Origin of the sequence: Sneathiella sp., from assembly GCF_002694385.1 — a bacterium.
In the GTDB taxonomy this organism is placed as follows: Bacteria; Pseudomonadota; Alphaproteobacteria; order Sneathiellales; family Sneathiellaceae; genus Sneathiella.
The window spans coordinates 153,577-172,524 of sequence record NZ_NZMB01000009.1 but is presented as its reverse complement, the minus strand read 5'-3'; the positions used below and the strand labels follow the sequence as shown (position 1 = coordinate 172,524).

At 56.9% G+C, this 18,948-nt stretch carries 21 protein-coding genes; 12 read left to right on the top strand and 9 right to left on the bottom strand.

Annotated elements, in window-relative coordinates; translation table 11 throughout:
- Window positions 1-42: 42 nt before the first annotated feature.
- From CMN55_RS04590 to CMN55_RS04575, 4 genes are all read left to right on the top strand, one after another.
- On the top strand, window positions 43-1,902 hold the full coding sequence (locus CMN55_RS04590) for a ribonucleoside-diphosphate reductase subunit alpha (RefSeq protein WP_459253645.1): 1,860 nt from the start codon (window positions 43-45) through the stop codon (window positions 1,900-1,902).
- A gap of 102 nt (window positions 1,903-2,004) precedes the next feature.
- On the top strand, window positions 2,005-2,964 hold the full coding sequence (locus CMN55_RS04585) for a ribonucleotide-diphosphate reductase subunit beta (protein WP_293948360.1): 960 nt from the start codon (window positions 2,005-2,007) through the stop codon (window positions 2,962-2,964).
- Window positions 2,965-2,974: 10 nt separating this feature from the next.
- The gene (locus CMN55_RS04580; RefSeq protein WP_293948359.1) at window positions 2,975-3,670 is read left to right on the top strand and encodes a 2-phosphosulfolactate phosphatase; all 696 of its coding nucleotides are present in this window, start codon (window positions 2,975-2,977) and stop codon (window positions 3,668-3,670) included.
- Between the two features lie 207 nt (window positions 3,671-3,877).
- On the top strand, window positions 3,878-4,657 hold the full coding sequence (locus CMN55_RS04575; RefSeq protein WP_293948358.1) for a potassium channel family protein: 780 nt from the start codon (window positions 3,878-3,880) through the stop codon (window positions 4,655-4,657).
- A gap of 48 nt (window positions 4,658-4,705) precedes the next feature.
- Here CMN55_RS04575 and CMN55_RS04570 read toward each other — a convergent pair whose 3' ends face one another.
- The 3 genes from CMN55_RS04570 to CMN55_RS04560 form a co-directional block, all read right to left on the bottom strand.
- Window positions 4,706-6,100, bottom strand: a complete 1,395-nt coding sequence (locus CMN55_RS04570; RefSeq protein WP_293948357.1) for an alpha/beta fold hydrolase — start codon at window positions 6,098-6,100, stop codon at window positions 4,706-4,708.
- A gap of 94 nt (window positions 6,101-6,194) precedes the next feature.
- A complete protein-coding gene (locus CMN55_RS04565) occupies window positions 6,195-7,382 on the bottom strand; it encodes a multidrug effflux MFS transporter (protein ID WP_293948356.1) in 1,188 nt (395 codons plus the stop codon).
- Between the two features lie 252 nt (window positions 7,383-7,634).
- Entirely contained in the window at window positions 7,635-8,084 is a 450-nt protein-coding gene (locus CMN55_RS04560; protein ID WP_293948355.1) for a hypothetical protein, read from the bottom strand.
- 239 nt (window positions 8,085-8,323) lie between these two features.
- Here CMN55_RS04560 and CMN55_RS04555 point away from each other — a divergent pair, with 239 nt between their 5' ends.
- The 3 genes from CMN55_RS04555 (at window position 8,324) to CMN55_RS04545 (ending at window position 10,695) form a co-directional block, all read left to right on the top strand.
- Window positions 8,324-9,067, top strand: coding sequence for a hypothetical protein (locus CMN55_RS04555; RefSeq protein WP_293948354.1), 744 nt, complete (start codon window positions 8,324-8,326; stop codon window positions 9,065-9,067).
- A 181-nt stretch (window positions 9,068-9,248) separates the two neighbouring features.
- Complete coding sequence (locus CMN55_RS04550; protein WP_293948353.1) at window positions 9,249-10,031, top strand: hypothetical protein; 783 nt, start codon at window positions 9,249-9,251, stop codon at window positions 10,029-10,031.
- Window positions 10,032-10,065: 34 nt separating this feature from the next.
- The gene (locus CMN55_RS04545) at window positions 10,066-10,695 is read left to right on the top strand and encodes a LysE family translocator (RefSeq protein WP_293948352.1); all 630 of its coding nucleotides are present in this window, start codon (window positions 10,066-10,068) and stop codon (window positions 10,693-10,695) included.
- A gap of 93 nt (window positions 10,696-10,788) precedes the next feature.
- On the opposite strand, the gene CMN55_RS04540 is transcribed toward CMN55_RS04545, so the two are convergent.
- The 3 genes from CMN55_RS04540 to CMN55_RS04530 form a co-directional block, all read right to left on the bottom strand.
- Complete coding sequence (locus CMN55_RS04540) at window positions 10,789-11,274, bottom strand: helix-hairpin-helix domain-containing protein (protein ID WP_293948351.1); 486 nt, start codon at window positions 11,272-11,274, stop codon at window positions 10,789-10,791.
- A gap of 228 nt (window positions 11,275-11,502) precedes the next feature.
- A complete protein-coding gene (locus tag CMN55_RS04535; RefSeq protein ID WP_293948350.1) occupies window positions 11,503-11,688 on the bottom strand; it encodes a hypothetical protein in 186 nt (61 codons plus the stop codon).
- 129 nt (window positions 11,689-11,817) lie between these two features.
- Window positions 11,818-13,320: a flavin-containing monooxygenase gene (locus CMN55_RS04530; protein WP_293948349.1), complete on the bottom strand. Its 1,503-nt coding sequence runs from the start codon at window positions 13,318-13,320 to the stop codon at window positions 11,818-11,820.
- 142 nt (window positions 13,321-13,462) lie between these two features.
- Between CMN55_RS04530 and CMN55_RS04525 the strand changes: the two genes are divergently transcribed.
- The 3 genes from CMN55_RS04525 to CMN55_RS04515 all read left to right on the top strand — a co-directional run bounded on the left by CMN55_RS04525 (window position 13,463) and on the right by CMN55_RS04515 (window position 14,919).
- The gene (locus CMN55_RS04525; protein ID WP_293948348.1) at window positions 13,463-13,939 is read left to right on the top strand and encodes an MAPEG family protein; all 477 of its coding nucleotides are present in this window, start codon (window positions 13,463-13,465) and stop codon (window positions 13,937-13,939) included.
- Window positions 13,940-13,972: 33 nt separating this feature from the next.
- Window positions 13,973-14,491, top strand: a complete 519-nt coding sequence (locus CMN55_RS04520) for a DUF2867 domain-containing protein (RefSeq protein WP_293948347.1) — start codon at window positions 13,973-13,975, stop codon at window positions 14,489-14,491.
- A gap of 92 nt (window positions 14,492-14,583) precedes the next feature.
- Window positions 14,584-14,919 carry a YegP family protein gene (locus CMN55_RS04515; RefSeq protein WP_293948346.1) on the top strand — a complete coding sequence of 112 codons (336 nt, stop codon included), beginning with the start codon at window positions 14,584-14,586 and terminating at the stop codon, window positions 14,917-14,919.
- 133 nt (window positions 14,920-15,052) lie between these two features.
- On the opposite strand, the gene CMN55_RS04510 is transcribed toward CMN55_RS04515, so the two are convergent.
- Window positions 15,053-15,634: a flavodoxin family protein gene (locus tag CMN55_RS04510; RefSeq protein WP_293948345.1), complete on the bottom strand. Its 582-nt coding sequence runs from the start codon at window positions 15,632-15,634 to the stop codon at window positions 15,053-15,055.
- Between the two features lie 127 nt (window positions 15,635-15,761).
- Between CMN55_RS04510 and CMN55_RS04505 the strand changes: the two genes are divergently transcribed.
- Together CMN55_RS04505 and CMN55_RS04500 are read left to right on the top strand one after the other, a co-directional pair.
- Window positions 15,762-16,142, top strand: a complete 381-nt coding sequence (locus tag CMN55_RS04505; protein WP_293948344.1) for a winged helix-turn-helix transcriptional regulator — start codon at window positions 15,762-15,764, stop codon at window positions 16,140-16,142.
- 72 nt (window positions 16,143-16,214) lie between these two features.
- On the top strand, window positions 16,215-17,120 hold the full coding sequence (locus CMN55_RS04500; protein WP_293948343.1) for an ABC transporter substrate-binding protein: 906 nt from the start codon (window positions 16,215-16,217) through the stop codon (window positions 17,118-17,120).
- On the opposite strand, the gene chrA is transcribed toward CMN55_RS04500, so the two are convergent.
- Together chrA and CMN55_RS04490 are read right to left on the bottom strand one after the other, a co-directional pair.
- On the bottom strand, window positions 17,117-18,409 hold the full coding sequence (chrA, locus tag CMN55_RS04495) for a chromate efflux transporter (protein WP_293948342.1): 1,293 nt from the start codon (window positions 18,407-18,409) through the stop codon (window positions 17,117-17,119). The genes CMN55_RS04500 and chrA overlap by 4 nt on opposite strands.
- Before the next feature lie 63 nt (window positions 18,410-18,472).
- The gene (locus tag CMN55_RS04490; RefSeq protein ID WP_293948341.1) at window positions 18,473-18,934 is read right to left on the bottom strand and encodes an SRPBCC family protein; all 462 of its coding nucleotides are present in this window, start codon (window positions 18,932-18,934) and stop codon (window positions 18,473-18,475) included.
- Window positions 18,935-18,948 lie beyond the last annotated feature (14 nt).

Genomic DNA, 18,948 nt, shown 5'->3' with positions numbered 1-18,948 from the left:
TAAGATTTGGAGAAGGGGAAAGTCATGCTGGATAGGGTCGATATGTTGACCGAATTTGTTCAGGTCAAAGGGGGTTCACGGGTTCAGATCGACCATAGCCGGGACAAATATCTGACCGAGTTCGGCATGGCCGTCCTGAAGGACCGTTACCTTCTGCCGGGAGAGAGTTTTCAGGACCTTTTCGGCCGGGTGGCGAGCGCCTATGGCGAAGGCGATTCCCATGCGCAGCGGATTTATGAATATATCAGCAAGCTGTGGTTCATGCCGGCGACGCCGGTGCTGAGCAATGGCGGCTCGACCCGCGGTTTGCCAATTTCCTGCTTCCTGAACGAATCGAATGACAGCCTGAAGGGTATTGTCGATCTGTGGACGGAAAATGTCTGGCTGGCCGCCAAGGGCGGCGGCATCGGCAGCTATTGGGGCAATCTCCGCTCCATCGGGGAGGGCGTCGGCGCGGTTGGCAAGACCTCCGGCGTGGTACCCTTCATCCGCGTCATGGACAGCCTGACGCTTGCCATCAGCCAGGGGAGCTTACGCCGTGGCTCGGCGGCCGTGTATCTGCCCATCTCCCATCCGGAGATCGAGGAATTCATCGAGATTCGCCGCCCGACCGGGGGCGACCCCAACCGCAAGACGCCGAACCTGCATCATGGCGTTCTGATCTCGGACGCTTTCATGCGCGCGGTCGAGGAAAATGGCGACTGGGCACTGACCAGCCCGCATGACCATGCCGTTGTTCGCACCATCAATGCCCGCAGCTTGTGGATTCGCATCCTGACGGCGCGGGTCGAGACGGGGGAGCCATATATCATCTTCAATGACCGGGTGAACGCGCTGGTGCCGGAGCATCACAAGCTTGCCGGGCTGGAAGTGAAAACCTCCAACCTCTGCGCCGAGATCACCCTGCCGACCGGTACCGACCATCTTGGCAAGGAGCGGACGGCGGTTTGCTGCCTGTCTTCGCTCAATTTGGAAAAATATGACGAGTGGGAAGGGCAGGACGGCTTTATCGAGGATGTGATGCTGTTCCTCGATAACGTCTTGCAGGACTTTATCGACCGCGCACCGGACGAGATGGCGCGGGCGAAATATGCCGCGATGCGTGAACGCAGCGTCGGTCTTGGCGTGATGGGTTTTCATTCCTTTTTGCAGGCGAAGCGCGTGCCGCTGGAATCGGTCATGGCGAAAGTCTGGAACCGCAAAATCTTCACCCATATCCAGAAGGGCGTGAATGCGGCCTCCAAATCCCTGGCGGAATTGCGCGGGGCCTGCCCCGATGCCGCCGACTATGGTTTCCAGGAGCGATTTTCCAACAAAACGGCGATTGCGCCGACGGCTTCCATCTCCATCATCTGCGGTGGAGCCAGCCCGGGGATCGAGCCCGCCGCCGCCAACAGCTATACCCACAAGACGCTCTCGGGCAGCTTCAATGTGCGCAATCCGCATTTGAAGCGGCTGCTCGCCGAGAAGGGCAAGGATACGGAAGAAATCTGGAGTTCCATCACCGTCAAGGAAGGTTCGGTGCAGCATCTCGATTTCCTCGATGATCACGAGAAGGACGTGTTCAAGACCGCGTTCGAGCTGGATCAGCGCTGGATTATCGAGCTCGCCGCTGATCGCACGCCGATGATTGACCAGTCGCAGTCGGTGAATATCTTCCTGCCCGCCGATGTGCATAAGCGCGATCTGCACCAGATTCATATGATGGCCTGGAAGCAGGGCGTGAAGAGCCTGTATTACTGCCGCTCCAAATCCATGCAGCGCGCGGAAGTGGTGGCGACCAAGGACGATCTGCCGAAGGAGTTGCGCGAACTCGCCGCAAGCCTCGCCCCGACTGTGGCCAAAGCAGTCGAGATCGCGGGGGAGAGCGTTGATTACGAGGAATGCCTGGCCTGCCAGTAAGGGCCAGGCGTTTGCCTGTCATCCGCACGTATTGCTGCGCGGATGCGTTTATTTTCATAGAGTTAATTAATTTCGACATTCTGTCAGGAAGCCGTTGCCACCATGTCTCTGCTCGATGCCAAGCCCGTCTATAAACCCTTCTCCTACCCCTGGTGTTATGATGCCTGGCTGATGCAGCAGCAGATTCACTGGCTGCCCGAAGAAGTACCGCTCGCCGATGATGTGAAGGACTGGCATAACAATCTCTCCGAATCCGAGCGGCATCTGCTGACGCAGATTTTCCGTTTCTTCACCCAGTCGGATATCGAGGTGAACAACTGCTACATGCGCCATTACAGCCGCGTGTTCAAGCCGACCGAGGTGCAGATGATGCTCGCCGCCTTCTCCAATATGGAAACGGTGCATATCGCCGCCTATTCGCATCTGCTGGACACCATCGGCATGCCCGAGACGGAATATTCCGCCTTCCTCCATTACAAGGAGATGAAGGACAAATACGACTATATGCAGCAGTTCAATGTCGACAACAAATCGGAGGTGGCGAAGACCCTCGCCGTTTTTGGTGCGTTTACCGAGGGGCTACAGCTCTTCGCGAGCTTCGCCATCCTGCTGAACTTCCCGCGCACCGGCAAGATGAAGGGGATGGGGCAGATCGTCACCTGGTCCGTCCGCGATGAGAGCCTGCATTGCAACTCCATCATCAAGCTGTTCAAGACCTTCGTTTCTGAAAATCCGGAGATCTGGACGGCGGAATTCTGCGAGGAGCTCTATACGACTTGCCGCGAAATCGTCATCCATGAGGACGCCTTTATCGACCTCGCCTTCAGCGCGGGACATATCGAGGGGCTGACGGCGGAGGAGATCAAGGCCTATATCCGCTATATCGCCGACCGCCGCCTGGTGCAGCTCGGCCTCGATGAAATCTACCATATCGAGAAAAACCCGCTCCCCTGGCTCGACGCCATCCTGAACGCGGTGGAGCATGTGAACTTCTTTGAGAACCGCGCCACGGAATACTCCAAAGCCGCAACAAAGGGGACATGGGAAGACGCGTTTGCGTGAAAAGGCGCGTATGTTGCCTTTGACCCCGAAGGAGGTCTCGCTCGGCTCTTTTTCCACCGCCGCCTGTGAGGCGACAGGGACTGTTGTCATCATTGATGTCTTTCGCGCCTTTACGACGGCAGCCATTGCGCTCGCCAACGGCGCAAGCCGGATCATCATGGCGGATAGTCTGGAAATGGCCATGGATCTGCGGCGGCAAAATGTCGGACGCTATTGCCTTGGCGAGAGGGGAGGTGTACGCCCCGAAGGGTTTGATTTTGGCAACTCTCCCGTTGATATCCTGAACCGGCGGTTTGATGGCGACACCCTGATCCAGACCACCTCCAACGGCACCCGCGGCATACTCGCTGCAAAATCGGCAAAAAGAATTTATGCCGCATCCCTTGTGACCGCAGCGGCGACGGCGGAGGCCGTGAGGCGCGCAGCGGATCGTCCCGTCACGCTGGTTGCCATGGGCGATTTGGACAGATTCCGGACGGATGAAGATGAAATTTGTGCCCTATATCTTCGCAGCCTGCTGTTCGGCCTGACGCCCGATGCGGCGGCGGTCGCCCATGCCATCAGAACAATGAGCCGGCACACCGATGGCCGCCGGATGAGTGCGGCCGATGTTGATTGCTGCCTGGATATCAACCGCATTCCCTTTGCCGTCCGTGTCAATGAACAGGAAGGGGCCTGGGTGGCCGTCGCCGAACCGATGTCGTAAAAGACCATCCGTCAGCAAAGAACGCCAGACCTATATGCGCTATATCGCCGACCGCCGCCTGGTGCAGCTCGGCCTCGACGAAATCCACCATATCGAGAAAAACCCGCTTCCCTGGCTCGATAAAGAAAGATCGCGCTAATATCTTGCGAAATTAACCGGCGCTCTTAAAATCCACTTCACGCAATACGTGAAAATGTGGAGAGGGCCATGCCGGGAAATGCGCATTTTTCAGCCGAAAAGATTAATGTCTTTCAACTTCTGATTTTGGTTCTGTCTCTCTTTTCAGTGGGGTCATTGCTGGCGGAAAGTTTTTTATCGCTGGATGCAGGCACAGTGGAGATATTGATGACCGCAGATTTTATCATCTGCTTTGTTTTTCTTTACGACTTTTTCAAAAGACTGTTTGATGCGGAGAATAAGCTTGCTTTCATGAAATGGGGCTGGATCGACCTGATCAGCAGCATACCCGTATTTGATGTGTTGAGATACGGCCGACTAGTCCGGGTGGTCAGGGTTCTCAGGGTATTGCGTGTTTTTACCTCCGGGAGAATCCTCTATTCAACGCTCAAGGAAAACAAGGTCGAAACTACTTTCAATTCCGTTGTGCTGGTTTCAATGATGGTATTGATATTTGGGGCCATCAGTGTATTGCATCTTGAGCGCGGGGTTGCCGACTCCAATATAAAGGAACCGATGGACGCTCTCTGGTGGGCCTTTGTCACCATAACGACGGTGGGCTATGGGGATTACTATCCGGTCACGGCCGAAGGCCGTTTCATTGCGATTTTACTCATGACAAACGGGATTGGCTTTTTTGCGACGCTCAGCGCGATGATCGCGTCAAAATTCATCCGGGAAAATAAAACGGAGAGACAGCAGGAACAAATTCTGCGGATGATGTATAAATTGGAAGCGGATTTAACGGATATTCGACGTGAAATAAATTCTCGTGAAATGCAGAATGATCGTATGCTTTCAGATGAATAGCCCGTGTGCCGGTCCGTCAGAGGATGTTCTGTAGGCGCGAAGTTCTGCTCAGGTGAATTCCTTGAGGAAATGATGCACATCGCGCTCCAAGAGGGGCCAGACGGGGTCGTTTTCGGGAACCAGGTGGTTCGAGCTGTCATAGGCGATAAAGCGCGCGTTGGGCAGGGCGGCGGCGAGGCGTTGGCCCTCCTTTAGCGGCTGCATCCTGTCATTGCGACAGTGGGCAACAAGACAGGGCGCACGCACCTCGCCGAGCAGCTCCATAACATCCATGTTATCAAGGACTTCGCGGTAGCGCCCGAGATTTTCCGGCGAGATCATCTCGTGCATATCCTCGGCAAAGCGGCGGCGGTCTTCCTCACTCGCGCCGGGAACGATGGTCTGCGCAATCAGATCGCGAAGCGAGGGATAGTCATCGTCCCAGCCCGCCCGCATCATCGCGCGAAAGGCTTCAGCGAGCTTGGTGTCATGCGCATTGCCGCGTTTCGCCCGGCCCTTGGCGTAACTGCCGATCATCACGATGGCGGAGACCCGTTCCGGCTGGCGGGCGGCGAAGGCGGCGGCGATGGCGGCCCCTTGCGAGAAGGAGAGGATGGGCGCGCGGGTTATCCCGGCGGCATCAAAAACGGCTTCCAGATCATCGACGAAGCGGTCAATGGAGATTTCCGCCACGTCCCAGTCCGAGAGGCCGTTGCCGCGTGAATCGAAGCGGACGAGGCTGTATTTATCCGCAATCGATGTGGTCATCGGCGCAAAACCGGGGCTGCGCCAGTCGAGATGCAGATGGCTGATCCAGTTAGGCGCCTTTACGATGGGCGGGCCAGCACCATTTGTTGTCCAGGCGAGACGGACCTTGTCTTTGGTGGTGCAGAACTTGATTTCCTGAGTCTCTGAAAGGTGGCGGCGCTGTGCGACCGTGCCAGGGTCAGTAAAATCGACTGACAGCACCTCAATCGGTTGATCAATGCCCTTGAAGCTGTGGCTGCCTTCGCGACGCAGGCGGATGTCTGTCTGGTTGCCGATAAGATCCCGGACGAGTTGCGAGATCAGGATGCCGCCTGGCGGCGCCGCACTCTGTATCCGCGCGGCGATATTGACGGCATCGCCAAAGAGGTCCTCTCCCTCGACAAGGACATCGCCCGCATGAATACCGGCACGCAACCGGATTGTCTCAGGATAGATGTAGGGAAGGTCGGCCGCGCGCATCATTTTCTGGATGGTGACGGCGCAATCGAGGGCTTTGGACGCCGAAGCAAATTCGATCAGCGCGCCATCGCCCAGAAGTTTGACAACGCGCCCATTATGAGCGGCAACCGCAGGGGAGATAATTTTGCGATAAAGTATATTCAAGGCCGTCAGCAGACGGGAAGAACCAGTCTGCATCATGCGGCTGAACCCTACAACATCCAGTGAAAGAATGGTGGCAAGCCTTTGCTTGGACATTGGTTCAATCTATTTTATATGGCCAGTTCAAGCATAATATCATGAAAATATCATGTTCATGCGCGCCTGCATAGAGCCGTCCCGATCATTCTGCTTACTTTCGCCGGTCGAGCCATTTGAGATGCAGCGCGGCGAGGAGGGAAATGAAGGTTGCCGCGCTCATCAGCAGGATCAGGGTGAGGGCGCCATGATCGTTGTCCAGTATCGTTCCTGTGAAGGAGGTCATGAACGCGCCGAAGCCGACATTCATTGCGCCGACAAGGCCGAGCGCCGAGCCCGCCAGATCCGGCCGGACGGAGAGCGCCCCGGCGTTACAGCTCGGGATCGACAGGCCATTGCCGAGCCCGACAATCATCACCGGCGCAAACAATGTGTAGACATTGACCACGCCCGAGAGCATGAAAAGTAGCCCGATCAGCAGCCCCGCCATGGCGGTAACCCGGCCGATCAGGATCAGGTTATTGAGGGAAATCCGCTGGCTGAATCGCCCGGAGAAGAATGTGCCAACCGTAAAGCCGAGGGTGATCAGCCCCATATAGAAACCGAGGGTTGCGGGCGACAGGCCGAGCATCGAAACGGCGACGAGCGGCACGCCAGCAAGAAAGATATAGAAGCAGCCCGCCGCAAAGGCGATGCTGATGGCGTAATCCCAGTAACGGCCGTTTTTGAGAAGGTCGGGATAATTCCGGAACTGGCTGGCGAAGCTCGTGCTTTTCTGGCGGTTCGTTTCTCCCATATCGACCCAGCAGAGCAGGAAGGCCAGCAGTCCGAGGATCGTGAAAGTCAGAAAGCTTGACCGCCAGCCGAACATCTCGTCCAGTCCGCCGCCCAGAACAGGCCCCAGCATTGGCGCAACCGACATGGCCATGGTGATGAAGCTGATACGTTTTGCCGCCTCTTCCGGCCCCGAAATGTCGCGCGTGATCGTGAGAGACAGCCCCCAGCCTGCAATGACCGCCCCTTGCAGAACGCGAAAGGCGAGGAATACCCAGATATTGCCCGTCAATGTACAGACAAGGGAGGCGACGGTGAAAAGGGCGAGGCTGACCAGCATGACCGGCCGCCGTCCGTAGCGGTCCGAAAGTGGCCCGAGGATGAGCATCAGCACGGCCGTCACGCCGAGATAACCGGCGATGGCGAAGGTCAGCAGGGCATAGTCGGCCTCGAAATCCACCGCCATATTGGCGAGGGAGGGCAGGAACATATTCAGCGACAGGACGGACAGCGCCGTCAGCAGGACAAGGGTCGAGAGGCGCGGCGGAGTGGTTGCGGCAAAGGGCATGAGGCAATTCCCTGTCGACTGAAGAGGGGGCGGCCATGAGACGACGAGAAAACCCGCCCGCTCTGACTCCGGATCGGCTGACCTCCCCTCAAGCGGATTATGATTGTTCGTTGACGGACAGGCTAGGCCGGGCGCGAGTTGTGGTCAACTCAAATTATCGTGCAAAAACAACGGGTATGCCGTGCAGAAAAAGCAGGGGTCGAGGCAAGCGACATGATGCGCCGCCCCCGCATGCCGCGATTGCATGCTGCGTCACTCGCGGATCCATTCCACCTGCGGCGGCAGGGAAGCGCGAGGGATCCGGGGCGCAAGAAAGTCCCGCAGAATTTTTGGGATATAGGCATATTGCGGATCGCGGGCATATAGCGTCATCTTCGATTGATGCAGCAGGCCTGCGCGCACCGTGCCGTCATAAATCTTGATCAGGATCATGGCTTCCTCCGCGCCGCCCTGATGCGGCGCAAGGCCGGAAAGAACAAGGTTGCCGCTGGAAAAATCGATGGGGCCGGAGACAGAAAGATTACGCCGGAAGACGGGCAGTTTTTCGCCAAGCAGATCACGAAGGGCGGTTTGCACCGTCGCATCATCCAGCACGGTGTCATATTCATAGGTGCCGATGTAGGGGGCAAGATGGGCAAGCGCGCCCTCTTTCCAGTCAATGCCATCCGCTGCCTGAACGCGGGGGATGAGGAATGGCAACATCAGCAGTAAAGCCGGGACCATCCTTACCAATCGATGCAGTCGGTGTCTGCCCTGGGCGATGGCTGCACGCCTTTTCCGGAATATATCGGTAAAACGGCAGGATGGAGGGGGCGCGGGAAATGAATTCATCAATGCCATGTCATTTATTCCGTCTGTAATTGATGCCGTCATCCATTGCCGTTAGGATAGCAGTCTATTGAAAAAACTGTGAAAAATAAAATGGAGGTTTGAAGCCCGTCATGACATTTCGTCGGAGCCTGATGTTTCTGCTGCTGATCGCAGTGTCTTTCCTGCCGGTAATCACCCCGAAGGCGCGTGCCGATGCTCCATCAATTGACGGGGTCAAGCTTGGCATGGCGGTTGCGGAGGTGGAGGCGACCTTTGCATCGGCTGACCATAAAGTCGCCATTCAGAAAACGCCGCTCAGTCAATCGATCCTCTATGGCCAGATGTTCCGTCATTGGAACAGCAAGGGGCAAATTGATGGAAACAGGGTCAGCACGTTGATCGGCCGATCGCAAAAGGGCGTGGTGACCGTCAATTTTTCGGCCACCGGCGAACAGGCGACTTATATCCAGCGGGTGGAGAATATCGGCACGAACCGGCCCCCGCGCGGCCAGTATTTTGAAACGCTGGTCGCCCGGCATGGAAAGCCGGATTATGAAAGAATGGGGATGAAAAATCACATTCTTTACCTCTACTGGGTGCTGGAGGAAGGCAAGGTGAACTGCCTCAAATACAGCGAGAACAAGAATACCGTTCCCTATCATATCAGCGGCATTGTCATGCAGCCTTTCCTCGGGACGATCCGGACGCCGGAAGGGAAAATGATCAATAACGCGGCGGCCTCTCTGGATGATTGCGGTATCGTGCTTGAATACCGGCTGTTTCAGGATCCGCTTAACAAGGTCGAGGTCCGGCTTGCCGATGCGGCCGCCGTGGCGCGGGATGAACTGGCGTTGAGAGAAGGGGGGCAACAATAGTCTGCCGATCTCATGGAGATCCGGAACAGGCGCCGGGGCGGTGCGGCGGCATGGTTTTTAAGATTAAACTGTTGTGAAGCGCAGGTTTTTTTTATTGCCTATCGTTCAAATTCTGTACAGGATAATGAAAGAATTCAATTGCCTAGGTTATAATAATCATTAGAAAACCGAAGAGGTTCCCGTGAAAAAGAACTCTTTTTTTCGAAATGCCCTGCTGGCGTCCCTGTTCATGATGCCGTCTTTTGCCGCACATGCCGATGAAATTGATGTCGCCGGGGTCGCTCTCGGCATGTCGGTCGAAGAGGCGGAAGAGGCTATTGCAGACTATAATTCCGAACTGAAACTCAACTACACCCAGTATTACATGAATTATACTGACGGGGTGAAGAAGCTGCGTACGGAGGATTATGTCCGTATGATCACGACTGCGCCGCATCGGGTGGACCAGTTTATCGTCACCTTTGCGGCACCGCCGGATGAACCCAAGGTGCTGGCCGCGGAGCGAATACAGCGGATCAAGGATGCGCCGATCGACCGCGCGGTTTATCTGGAAGCGCTGACTGATAAATATGGCGATCCATCGTTGATGGCGACAGACCCCAAGTCGAATTTCATGTTCGTCCAATGGTATCTCGGGGAGGACAAGGTCAATTGCAAGCCTGCCCCTCTCCAGCCCGGTCCGCGAGTTAAAGTGGATGTCACCCTTCAGAGAAGTATTGTGAAGGAAATTCGCAATGACGACGGCAGTATGAAGCTGCCTGGGGCGGAAAGCATCGAAGATTGCGCCATTGTCCTGGAATACCGGCTGGAAGGGGATCCGGTGGTCAAGGCCTCGGGCGGCGTTCTTGACGTGGCAGCAGCGGCCAAGAATGAAATCAACGTCATGAGCTGGATGGAAGAGCTCTCCCGCAAAGCGCGCGAAGATCTGGCCAAAAAGTCAGGCGCGGCCAAGCCGAAAATCTAGGCCCGGCGGGGCCCGTTATCCGGAAAGCGTGACCATGATAAGTGAATTGCATCTCCCCCTGATCCTGCTGGCGGCGTTTGTCGCCTCGGCAAGTCCCGGTCCGGCGACTCTTGCCATTGCGGGCACGTCGATGAATGCCGGGCGGGGGCACGGCCTTGCGCTGGCGGCGGGGGTGCTGACAGGATCGCTGTTCTGGTCCGCTGCGGCCGCCTTCGGCCTTGGCGCGATCATGCTGGCCAATGCTTGGGCGTTTGAGGTGATCCGGTATGCAGGCGCGGGCTATCTGCTCTATCTTGCTGTCAAGTCGGCACGCACAGCCCTCTCAAAAGCGCCGATGGTGCAGAGCCGCCTGACAGTCACCAGCTATCGCGCCGCCTATCAGCGTGGCCTCGCGCTGCATCTGACCAACCCGAAGGCGATCCTGTTTTTCGGTTCTCTCTTCTCGGTCGGGGTGCCGGTGGATGCGGCGGCTTCCTCCATGGTGATTATTATCGCTGCTGTCGGCCTGCAAAGCGCCCTCGTCTTTCACGGCTATGCGCTGATTTTTTCCAGCGCGCCGATGATCGCAGGCTATACCCGCCTGCGCCGCTGGTTCGAAGGGGTGTTCGCCGTCGTGTTTGCCTTCGCCGGGTTCAAGATCCTGACCACCCGTCTCGGCGGTTAGGGACCGGGCCAGCAGAGGTTATCACTGCCGTCATATTCGCATGTGAGCCGCGAAAACACTGCTCATCCGCAGGCGCATCCGAGGGCAAGTCGTTTATTTCTTCTTGCCCGATTTGCTCTTTTTCTTTGATTTTGCGTCTTTTTTGGCCGTTTTCTTGCTGTCCTTCTTGGCCGCTTTCTTCTCGGCTTTTTTCGCGGTTTTCGCCTTTTCCTTCTTTTTGGACGGTTTGCCCTCCTTCGTCTTTTTAGTGGCTTTCACCTTGCCGGCTTTGTCAGCCCTTTTGGCCTTTGGCATTTTTTCCGGCATTTTTGCCGTCGCCGTTTCGGCGTCTGTCTCGGAAGCCGGGATCGCGGCGGGAACCGCCTTCGATGTGGCCGCAACCGGAGAGGCCGGCGCGGGGGTAAGGGCGTCCTTCGCCGCGGCGATCAGGAGAGCGGCGCGAGCCTCCCCAATGCCGGGAACGGCGAGAAGGTCGGCAACGTCGGAATTGGCAAGCTGCTCGGCAGTGGTGATGCCTTTATCGGTGAGGCCTGTGCCCGTTGTCGGACCAATCCCCTTTACGTCATATATCGTCAGCATGTGTATGATGTCCTTGAACCGGGGTAAAAAAGGCTGGCGCTTGGCCAGCCTTGTCCATTGAGACGCTCAGGCCGCTTTTTTGAGCGCCTTTTTCGCTTTTTTCAGCTTCTGCTCCTGCTGGGCGACTTTCCCCTTACGGAGCTTCACTTCCTTCTTCAGTTCCTTGATTTTCGTTTTTTTGGCCATGATATGTCCTCATTCGTTCAGTTGATGGAATATGCCGGGCAGCTAGACTTTTTCCTGAGGGGCATGCTGTTGCAGAAAATCACGGATGAACCGCCGGATCTCGCGGGCGGCGCTGGTGTCCAGCTCGTCACATAATTTGACGAAACGGTCCCGTTCCTTGCCTTTTATGCGAATAATCAACTGGCTGTCTTTCCGCTCTTTCTTCTTCTGCTTCTTCTCTGCCGCCATCGCCTTGCTGCTCCGTTGCATCATCCTGACTATAAGGAATGCATATCAAATGTATATACATTTTATATTACAGTTTTGTGACAGTCGCGGCAAGGATGGTCCGCCAAAGATCAGTGCGGGGGATGGTCGCTAGCTGTAGATCAGCGTCCCGTCTTCCAGATCGGCCTGGGCCAGAGTCTCCCGGTCCACATAGTAATTCTGCGTATGGACCCACGGATCGCGGTCGCCCTGCTTGGGCAGCAGATGCAGCGCTCGCGTGAGATATCCGGCGTTGAAATTCTCCGGATCGACGAAGGGTAACTCGGGCATGTCCCGGTCTTCCTCCCGCAGTGTCGGCACGACGCTGCGTACTCCCTTTTCCGTCATATGGCGCAGCAGGCGGCAGACAAATTCCGCCACCATGTCGGACCGCATCGTCCAGCTTGTCCGCAAATAGCCGAACACCCAGGCCATGTTGGGCACGCCCGAGAACATGACGGCCCGGTGTGACCAGCAGTCATGGAAATCGAGCGCCTTACCATCAATTGTGAAGGTGATGTCGCCGAGGACGCTGATATTGAATCCGGTCGCCGAAATGATGATATCCGCTGCCAGCTCCTTGCCTGATTTAAGCAGAATGCCCGTCTCCGTAAACTGGTCAATCTGGTCTGTCACGACAGAGGCTTCCCCTCTGCGGATAGCGCGGAAAAGATCGCCATCCGGCACGAAAGCGAGCCGTTGCCGCCACGGCCGGTAGGAAGGCGTGAAATGCGGATCAATAGGCAGGCTGTCGCCGAGATAATTCTGCGCCGCCTGCAGCAGTTCGGCGCGCAGGGCCTCCGGCTCCTCGAATGAGCGGCGGGTGATTTCCTTCTGATCATATAATATCTTGCGCCGGGCGATTTCATGCACCCATTCGTCGGGCACATCAAGGGCGCGGAGCGTATCGGCCAGTTCATCGCGGTTCGGCTTGGCAAAGAAATAGGTGGGGGAGCGTTGCAGCATGGTGATATGTCCCGCCGTTCCGGCCATGGCGGGGATCAATGTTGCCGCCGTCGCGCCGGAGCCGATAACCACCACTTCCTTGCCGGAATAGTCAAGATCCTCCGGCCAGTTCTGCGGATGGATGACCGGGCCTTTAAAATTCTCCCGTCCCGGATAGTCGGGCATATACCCCTCGCTATGGCGATAGTAGCCCTGACACATCCAAAGGAAGTGGCAGCCATACTGCTCGATCTCCCCGGTTTCACCATTTGCCACTTCGAGCGTCCAGCGCGCTTCGTCGCTCGACCAGCTTGCCGAGATGACGGTGCATGAAAAGCGGATGTGCTGCCGCAGGTCATTCTCGTCAAGCGCTTCGTTCAGATAGCGCAGGATTTTGTCCGCCGTTGCGATGGGCGCGTCCTTCCACGGTTTCCATTTGAAGCCGAACGTGAACAAATCGCTGTCGGAGCGGATTCCCGGATATTTATGGGTCGCCCAGGTGCCGCCGAACGTCTCTTGCGTTTCCAGCAGGGTGAAGCTCTTGCCGGGGCAATTTTTTTGCAGGTGATAGGCCGCGTCGATGCCGGATATTCCGGCGCCAATGATCAGTACGTCGAAATACCGGATTGCATTTACACTCTCCTGATTGCTGTCGACCGCTATATCCATGGTCTGTCCTCCCAATCGCCTTTGGCGTTGTCGTTATTGGGGAATAGAATAACAATCTCTACCCGCTCTGCAATAGTCAATTGCGCAGGCGTTCCCTTGTGTGGGATGATTGCCGATCATCTTAATCTTCCGGGGGGAGTTCATGAACAGTTTCAATCTGGAAAATCCGGTTTTTGCGGCCTATGCCATTGCCGCCGCGCTCATGCTCCTGAAAATCATGGGGCAAGGCTGGATGACGGTTTACCGGATGATGAAAAGCTCAGCCGGCCTCGTCAGCCCGGAAGACCTGCAAGTGGGGCCGTTTAACAAGAACCCGCGACCGGAACAGCTGGATATCAATGACTATGTCGATCGATCGCGCCGGATGCATCGCAACGACCTTGAGAATATTCCGGCCTTTCTCATTGCGGGGCTGTTGTTCGTTGCTGCCAGTCCCGATCTTCTCTGGGCACAGATTTTATTCTACGGCTTTGTCCTTGCCCGGCTCCTGCACACAATTGCCTATGCCACGAAGCGAAACCATGAAGTGCGTGCAACCTTTTATACCATCGGTAGCGTGATTGTCCTTTACATGGCAGTTCATGTCCTGTTTGTAGCCATCGGGCATACTTTCGGCTAAAGTCCGGACACGCGTTTTTTGAGAGCAGCCTGCATGACGGTAAAAGAAACAGACCTTCCTTCGGACAGCGGTCTTCACGCGCTCTATAGGCCGGGGGATTTCCTGGATTGCTATTCGGTTGTCCTGTCGCCGCCGGATCCACCTCTCGCCGAAATTCTGCAATATCTGTTGATTGAAATGCCTGGGTGGGCGCGGATGCTGATGCGTATCCGGGATGGCATTGTCAGGGTGTTCGGCATCCGGACAAGTCAGGACTTCCCGCAGGATAACCGTTTTCGCCGCGTCCTCACCGTTGGCGATCATGTGGGTTTCATGAAGGTGCGGGCGATTTCCGAAACGGAAATCATTCTGGGGCAGGATGATCGCCATCTTGATTTCCGGGTTACGATCTACCGGGAGCCGGGGACGGGTGGGCAGGTTTCCCTCGCCACGCTGGTGCATCGGCATAACTGGTTCGGGCGGCTTTATCTGGCTCTGATCATGCCGTTTCATATTCTGATTGTGAAGTCCCGCCTGGCGGCAACGGCACGCCATTTCGGGAGAAATGACTGATCCGGGACGCTAATAGTTGCAATATGAGCGATTTCCCCCCAATAATAAGCCACCAAGCAGTTTCAACAGACGTTTTCAATGGGAGACGGAGTATGGCAGGCAAGTTTGAGTTATATAAGGACAATGGAGGGGAGTTCCGCTTTCGCCTGAAAGCCGGCAACGGGGAAACCGTTGGCACATCCGAGGGCTACAAGCAAAAGGCAAGCGCGGAAAACGGAATCGAGTCAGTCAAGACAAATGCTCCCAATGAAAGTCGTTTTGAGGTCAAGGAAGGCAAGAACGGCAAGTGGTATTTCAACCTGAAAGCCGCCAATGGCCAGGTCATCCTGTCCAGCCAGGGCTACGCCAGTGAAGCGGGCGCCAGAGAAGGGACCGGCGCGGTAGCACGGGCAGCGGATGGCGCGAAAGTAGACGATCAGGCGATCTGATCCCCTGTACCCATTTTCGGGGCGCGCGAATGTCTCATCTTTCTCGCGATCCGGCAGATAAAAATCACGGCCGCCTGACATTCGTCGGGCGGCCGTTTGTGTGAAGGCGTGCTGGTTTTCAATCCGCAGATATTCAGGCGGCCAACCGCGTGCGCGAGGCGTAAGCAGCAATGCGTTCGCCGAGCAGGCGGGCAGTTTCCAGATCGCCGCTACGCGGAGCTTCCTCTGGCGAGGCGTCGGCCGGTGAAATGGCGAGTGCGCCCGCAAATCCGCCGGTCCAGTTCACATGCTCCGGCCCGTGTTCTTTCTGGTTGGACGGGAGTAGCCCCGTGCCGATCCAGATCTGGCCGAGCTGCTGCGACAGGGTGAAGAAGTAATTGATGGTGGATCCTTTGTCCCCGTTAACGGTCGCCGAGTTGGTAAAACCGCCCGCAACCTTGTCCTTGAAAGTACCGGCAAGCCAGTGCTTTGATGTCTGATCCGCGAATTTCTTGAACTGCCAGGCCGCGCCGCCCATATAGGTCGGGCTGCCGTAGATAATGGCATCTGCAGCGGCGAGAGCATCCCAGTCCGCATCGCTTATATCGCCGGTATCGGGAATGCGGATGGTGGTGACCGTAACGTCATTGACGCCTGCCGCGCCCGTCGCGACGGCCTCTGCTTGTTTGACTGTGTGGCCGTAGCCGCTGAAATAAATGATGGCAACCTGTGTCATTTGGTACTCTCCTTGAAAGGCGCTGCGCCTGTTATAAATTCTGTACATACAGCAGTTATGCCCTTTACTTTCTTTTTGCAAGTAGTTACCTTTTGGTAAGTATTGAGAAAAATCGGAGAAATTTTCGATGACCGCAAAACATAACCCGACGCAGTGCCCGATGGAGAGTATTTTGGGGCAGATCATGGGGCCATGGACGCCTTATATTCTGTGGTTGCTGTCCAATGAAAAGGCGCTGCGCTTCGGTGAGTTGTCGGCGCGCATTCCCGATATCTCCGCCAAGGTGCTGACGGACCGGCTGCGCAAGCTGGAGGCGAGCGGTCTTGTGCATCGCGATTATCAGCCGACCGTGCCGCCGACGGTGTCCTATTCACTGACCGAGCGCGGGCAGGAGCTGCATTGCGTTTTGCAGGGGCTGAATGAGGTGGCGCTTCGCTGGGATGAGGAAGACCGTGACAAGGTTGCGAAGAATGGGATGATGGACGCCGCCGAAGTTGCCGCAGACTGACGGTTTTGCTCACGCGAAGTTGCCTTCATGGGCGACGGAAGATGTGATATTCCTTTCATAAGAACAACATAAATGTCGAGGGAGCGTCATATCATGCAGGATATCCAGATCCAGTTCACCCTGTTTTCCGCCTTTTATTCGCCGCTGATTTCCACCATGTCGGGCGGGTTTCTGGAGGCGGAGGGGCTGAACCCCAAATGGTCCGTTGCGCCGGTTGGTGTCTCGGCCATGGATGCCCTGAAGAATGGCAGCGCCCATGTGGTTCAGTCGGCCTTGAGCCAGGGGTTTGCCGCCCTCGGGCGAGGGGAGACGTTGGAGACCACGCATTTCGCGCAAATCAACGAGATGGACGGGTTTTTCCTGACTGCGCGAGAGCCGGACCCGGATTTCAACTGGAAAAAGCTGGAAGGGGCGGAGGTTGTGCTATTCGGCGGGGGGCAGCCGCTTATCATGTTCAAATACGCCTGTCACAAGGCCGGCATAGATTTTGATAAGATCAAGGCGATCAATGTCGGCGGCGCGGCGGCGATGGACAAGGCCTTCCGCAGTGGGCAGGGGCAATATGTGCAGCAGCAGGGACCCTATCCGCAGCAGCTTGAGGAAGAGGGGGGCGGGCATATCGTCGCCGAAGTGGGGCGCCAGATCGGCAAATGCGGTTTTTCCAGCCTGGCGGCGCGGAAAGACTGGCTGGAAACAGACATGGCGCATGCCTTCATGCGCGCCTATCGCAAGACGCGGGCATATCTTAATGAAACCCCGGCCGCCGACATCGCCCGCGCCGAAAAAGACTACTTCCCGGATATCAGCGAGGCGGCGTTAACCCGCTGCATTGCGACCTATCAGAAACTCGGCTGCTGGCCGCCCCATGCGGAGATCACACAGGAAGCCTATGAGGCGACCATGGATATCTTCGCCTATAACGGTGCGCTTCAGGCGCGCTATTCCTATGATCGGATTTGCAGCCCGCCGCCCGATTAAAAAATATAGGACAGGATCACACCACCTGCGGCGGCGATCATAAGAACCGGCGTGATCTGCCAGCGTCGGTGGAGCAGCAGGAAGGCGCTGAGGGCGGCCAGCAGGAGCACCCGGCCATCGAGGGAAGCAAGCGTTGGCTGCCACAGCGTGAATAGGCCGGTTTCACGCCTCGTGACTTCGGTGAAAAAGACATGCAGCGCGAACCAGAGCGAAAGATTGAGGATCACGCCCACCACAGCCGCCGTGATGGCGGCAAGCGCGCCGGAGAGCCGCGGCTGGTTCGATATCCGGTCAATATAGGGGGCGCCTGCAAAAATCCAGAGAAAACAGGGAACGAAGGTGACCCAGAGGGTAAGGGCCGCCCCGGCAACCCCGGTGAGGAATCCGCCCTTGTAATAGGCTGCAAGGAAGCCGACAAATTCGGTGACCAGAATAAGGGGGCCGGGTGTCGTTTCGGCAAGCCCCAGCCCATCCATCATTTCCCCGGCGTTGAGCCAGCCGAACTGATTGACCACATCCTGCGCCATATAGGCGAGGCCCGCATAGGCGCCGCCGAAGCTTACGACCGCCAGCTTGGAGAAGAAAAGCGCGATCTCGGTCAGAATGGGCGTGCCGGAAAGCTGATCGACCGCCAGTACCGGCAGCCACCAGGCCGCCAACCAGAGAGCGATATTGCGCAAAGTGGGCCATAAGGCTGGCTTTGACATTGAAAGCGCGGGGCCGCTTTCATGAACCTCGCCACGCCAGAAAAAACCGAACAGGGCGGCGGCGAGAATAATCAGCGGGAACGGGAGGCTGAGGAAAAAGATACCTATAAAGGCAAGGGCGGCGATAACCCAGTATATGATTGACCGCAGAGCCCGTTTCGCGACTTTCATAAGTGCATCAAAGACGATAATAACCACCGCGGCCTTGATGCCGAGGAACAGCGCCGCCATCAGCGGCACCGATCCGAAATAGGCATAGAGGCTGGCAAGTGCGAGAATGACAAGGGCGCCCGGCAGGACGAACAGAAGTCCGGCTATCAACCCGCCGACAAAGCCGCGAAGACGCCAGCCCGCATAGGTCGCAAGTTGCATCGCCTCGGGCCCCGGCAGGAGCATGCAGAAGCTGAGCGCATTCAGGAACTGCCGTTCACCCAGCCAGCCTTTTTCATCCACAAGCACCCGGTGCATGAGAGCGATCTGCGCCGCCGGGCCGCCAAAGGACAGAAGGCCAATACGTCCGAAAGTGGCGAAAAGTTCCCGCGTGGTCGGCTTTTCCGGTGTCATGGCGGCGTTCCGCTCCATCCTGATGTTCCGCTGAAGAGTTTATGATAGGGTCGGATCGGACGGGCGGCGTCAACCGGATTTTTATGACATTTTGGCGATGCGCGCCTCCACATTGCGCTTGATATTGGCGAGCCCTTCCGCCGCTTCCGCATCCATGCGGTCGATCTGTTCCGCCGTCGCCGGGCGGGGGCGGGCCGGATTGATCATGGTACGTTTGAAGCGGACTGTTCCGGCATCTTCCTCCGTTACGTCATAGCGCACGATGATGGGACCGAGAAAGCTCGCATGGGTCTCCCCGATCCAGAGGCGCGGCGGATCGCATTCCCGGACGACCCAGTCAAGCTGCGCGGGTCCGGTGCGCGTCGCCCATTTCTCGATAAAGGTATCGCCCGTCCGCATGGGCCGGTCGGGGCTGTCGATCTCGTGGGAGGAGGCAAGCCATTCCGGCCAGCTATTGGGGTTGCTGACATAATCGAGCACAGCGCTGGCGGGCGCGGTGATCAGGATATCGTGGCTGCGTTCAAAGGCGTATGTCTGGCTCATGGGGGTTTCCTTTC

Excerpts from the sequence above, each read along its gene's own strand:
- CMN55_RS04590 (WP_459253645.1), top strand. The coding sequence starts at position 43 with ATGTTGACCGAATTTGTTCAGGTCAAAGGGGGTTCACGGGTTCAGATC.
- CMN55_RS04585 (WP_293948360.1), top strand. The coding sequence starts at position 2,005 with ATGTCTCTGCTCGATGCCAAGCCCGTCTATAAACCCTTCTCCTACCCC.
- CMN55_RS04580 (WP_293948359.1), top strand. The coding sequence starts at position 2,975 with ATGTTGCCTTTGACCCCGAAGGAGGTCTCGCTCGGCTCTTTTTCCACC.
- CMN55_RS04575 (WP_293948358.1), top strand. The coding sequence starts at position 3,878 with ATGCCGGGAAATGCGCATTTTTCAGCCGAAAAGATTAATGTCTTTCAA.
- CMN55_RS04570 (WP_293948357.1), bottom strand. The coding sequence starts at position 6,100 with ATGTCCAAGCAAAGGCTTGCCACCATTCTTTCACTGGATGTTGTAGGG.
- CMN55_RS04565 (WP_293948356.1), bottom strand. The coding sequence starts at position 7,382 with ATGCCCTTTGCCGCAACCACTCCGCCGCGCCTCTCGACCCTTGTCCTG.
- CMN55_RS04560 (WP_293948355.1), bottom strand. The coding sequence starts at position 8,084 with ATGTTGCCATTCCTCATCCCCCGCGTTCAGGCAGCGGATGGCATTGAC.
- CMN55_RS04555 (WP_293948354.1), top strand. The coding sequence starts at position 8,324 with ATGACATTTCGTCGGAGCCTGATGTTTCTGCTGCTGATCGCAGTGTCT.
- CMN55_RS04545 (WP_293948352.1), top strand. The coding sequence starts at position 10,066 with ATGATAAGTGAATTGCATCTCCCCCTGATCCTGCTGGCGGCGTTTGTC.
- CMN55_RS04540 (WP_293948351.1), bottom strand. The coding sequence starts at position 11,274 with ATGCTGACGATATATGACGTAAAGGGGATTGGTCCGACAACGGGCACA.
- CMN55_RS04535 (WP_293948350.1), bottom strand. The coding sequence starts at position 11,688 with ATGGCGGCAGAGAAGAAGCAGAAGAAGAAAGAGCGGAAAGACAGCCAG.
- CMN55_RS04530 (WP_293948349.1), bottom strand. The coding sequence starts at position 13,320 with ATGGATATAGCGGTCGACAGCAATCAGGAGAGTGTAAATGCAATCCGG.
- CMN55_RS04525 (WP_293948348.1), top strand. The coding sequence starts at position 13,463 with ATGAACAGTTTCAATCTGGAAAATCCGGTTTTTGCGGCCTATGCCATT.
- CMN55_RS04520 (WP_293948347.1), top strand. The coding sequence starts at position 13,973 with ATGACGGTAAAAGAAACAGACCTTCCTTCGGACAGCGGTCTTCACGCG.
- CMN55_RS04515 (WP_293948346.1), top strand. The coding sequence starts at position 14,584 with ATGGCAGGCAAGTTTGAGTTATATAAGGACAATGGAGGGGAGTTCCGC.
- CMN55_RS04510 (WP_293948345.1), bottom strand. The coding sequence starts at position 15,634 with ATGACACAGGTTGCCATCATTTATTTCAGCGGCTACGGCCACACAGTC.
- CMN55_RS04505 (WP_293948344.1), top strand. The coding sequence starts at position 15,762 with ATGACCGCAAAACATAACCCGACGCAGTGCCCGATGGAGAGTATTTTG.
- CMN55_RS04500 (WP_293948343.1), top strand. The coding sequence starts at position 16,215 with ATGTCGAGGGAGCGTCATATCATGCAGGATATCCAGATCCAGTTCACC.
- chrA (WP_293948342.1), bottom strand. The coding sequence starts at position 18,409 with ATGGAGCGGAACGCCGCCATGACACCGGAAAAGCCGACCACGCGGGAA.
- CMN55_RS04490 (WP_293948341.1), bottom strand. The coding sequence starts at position 18,934 with ATGAGCCAGACATACGCCTTTGAACGCAGCCACGATATCCTGATCACC.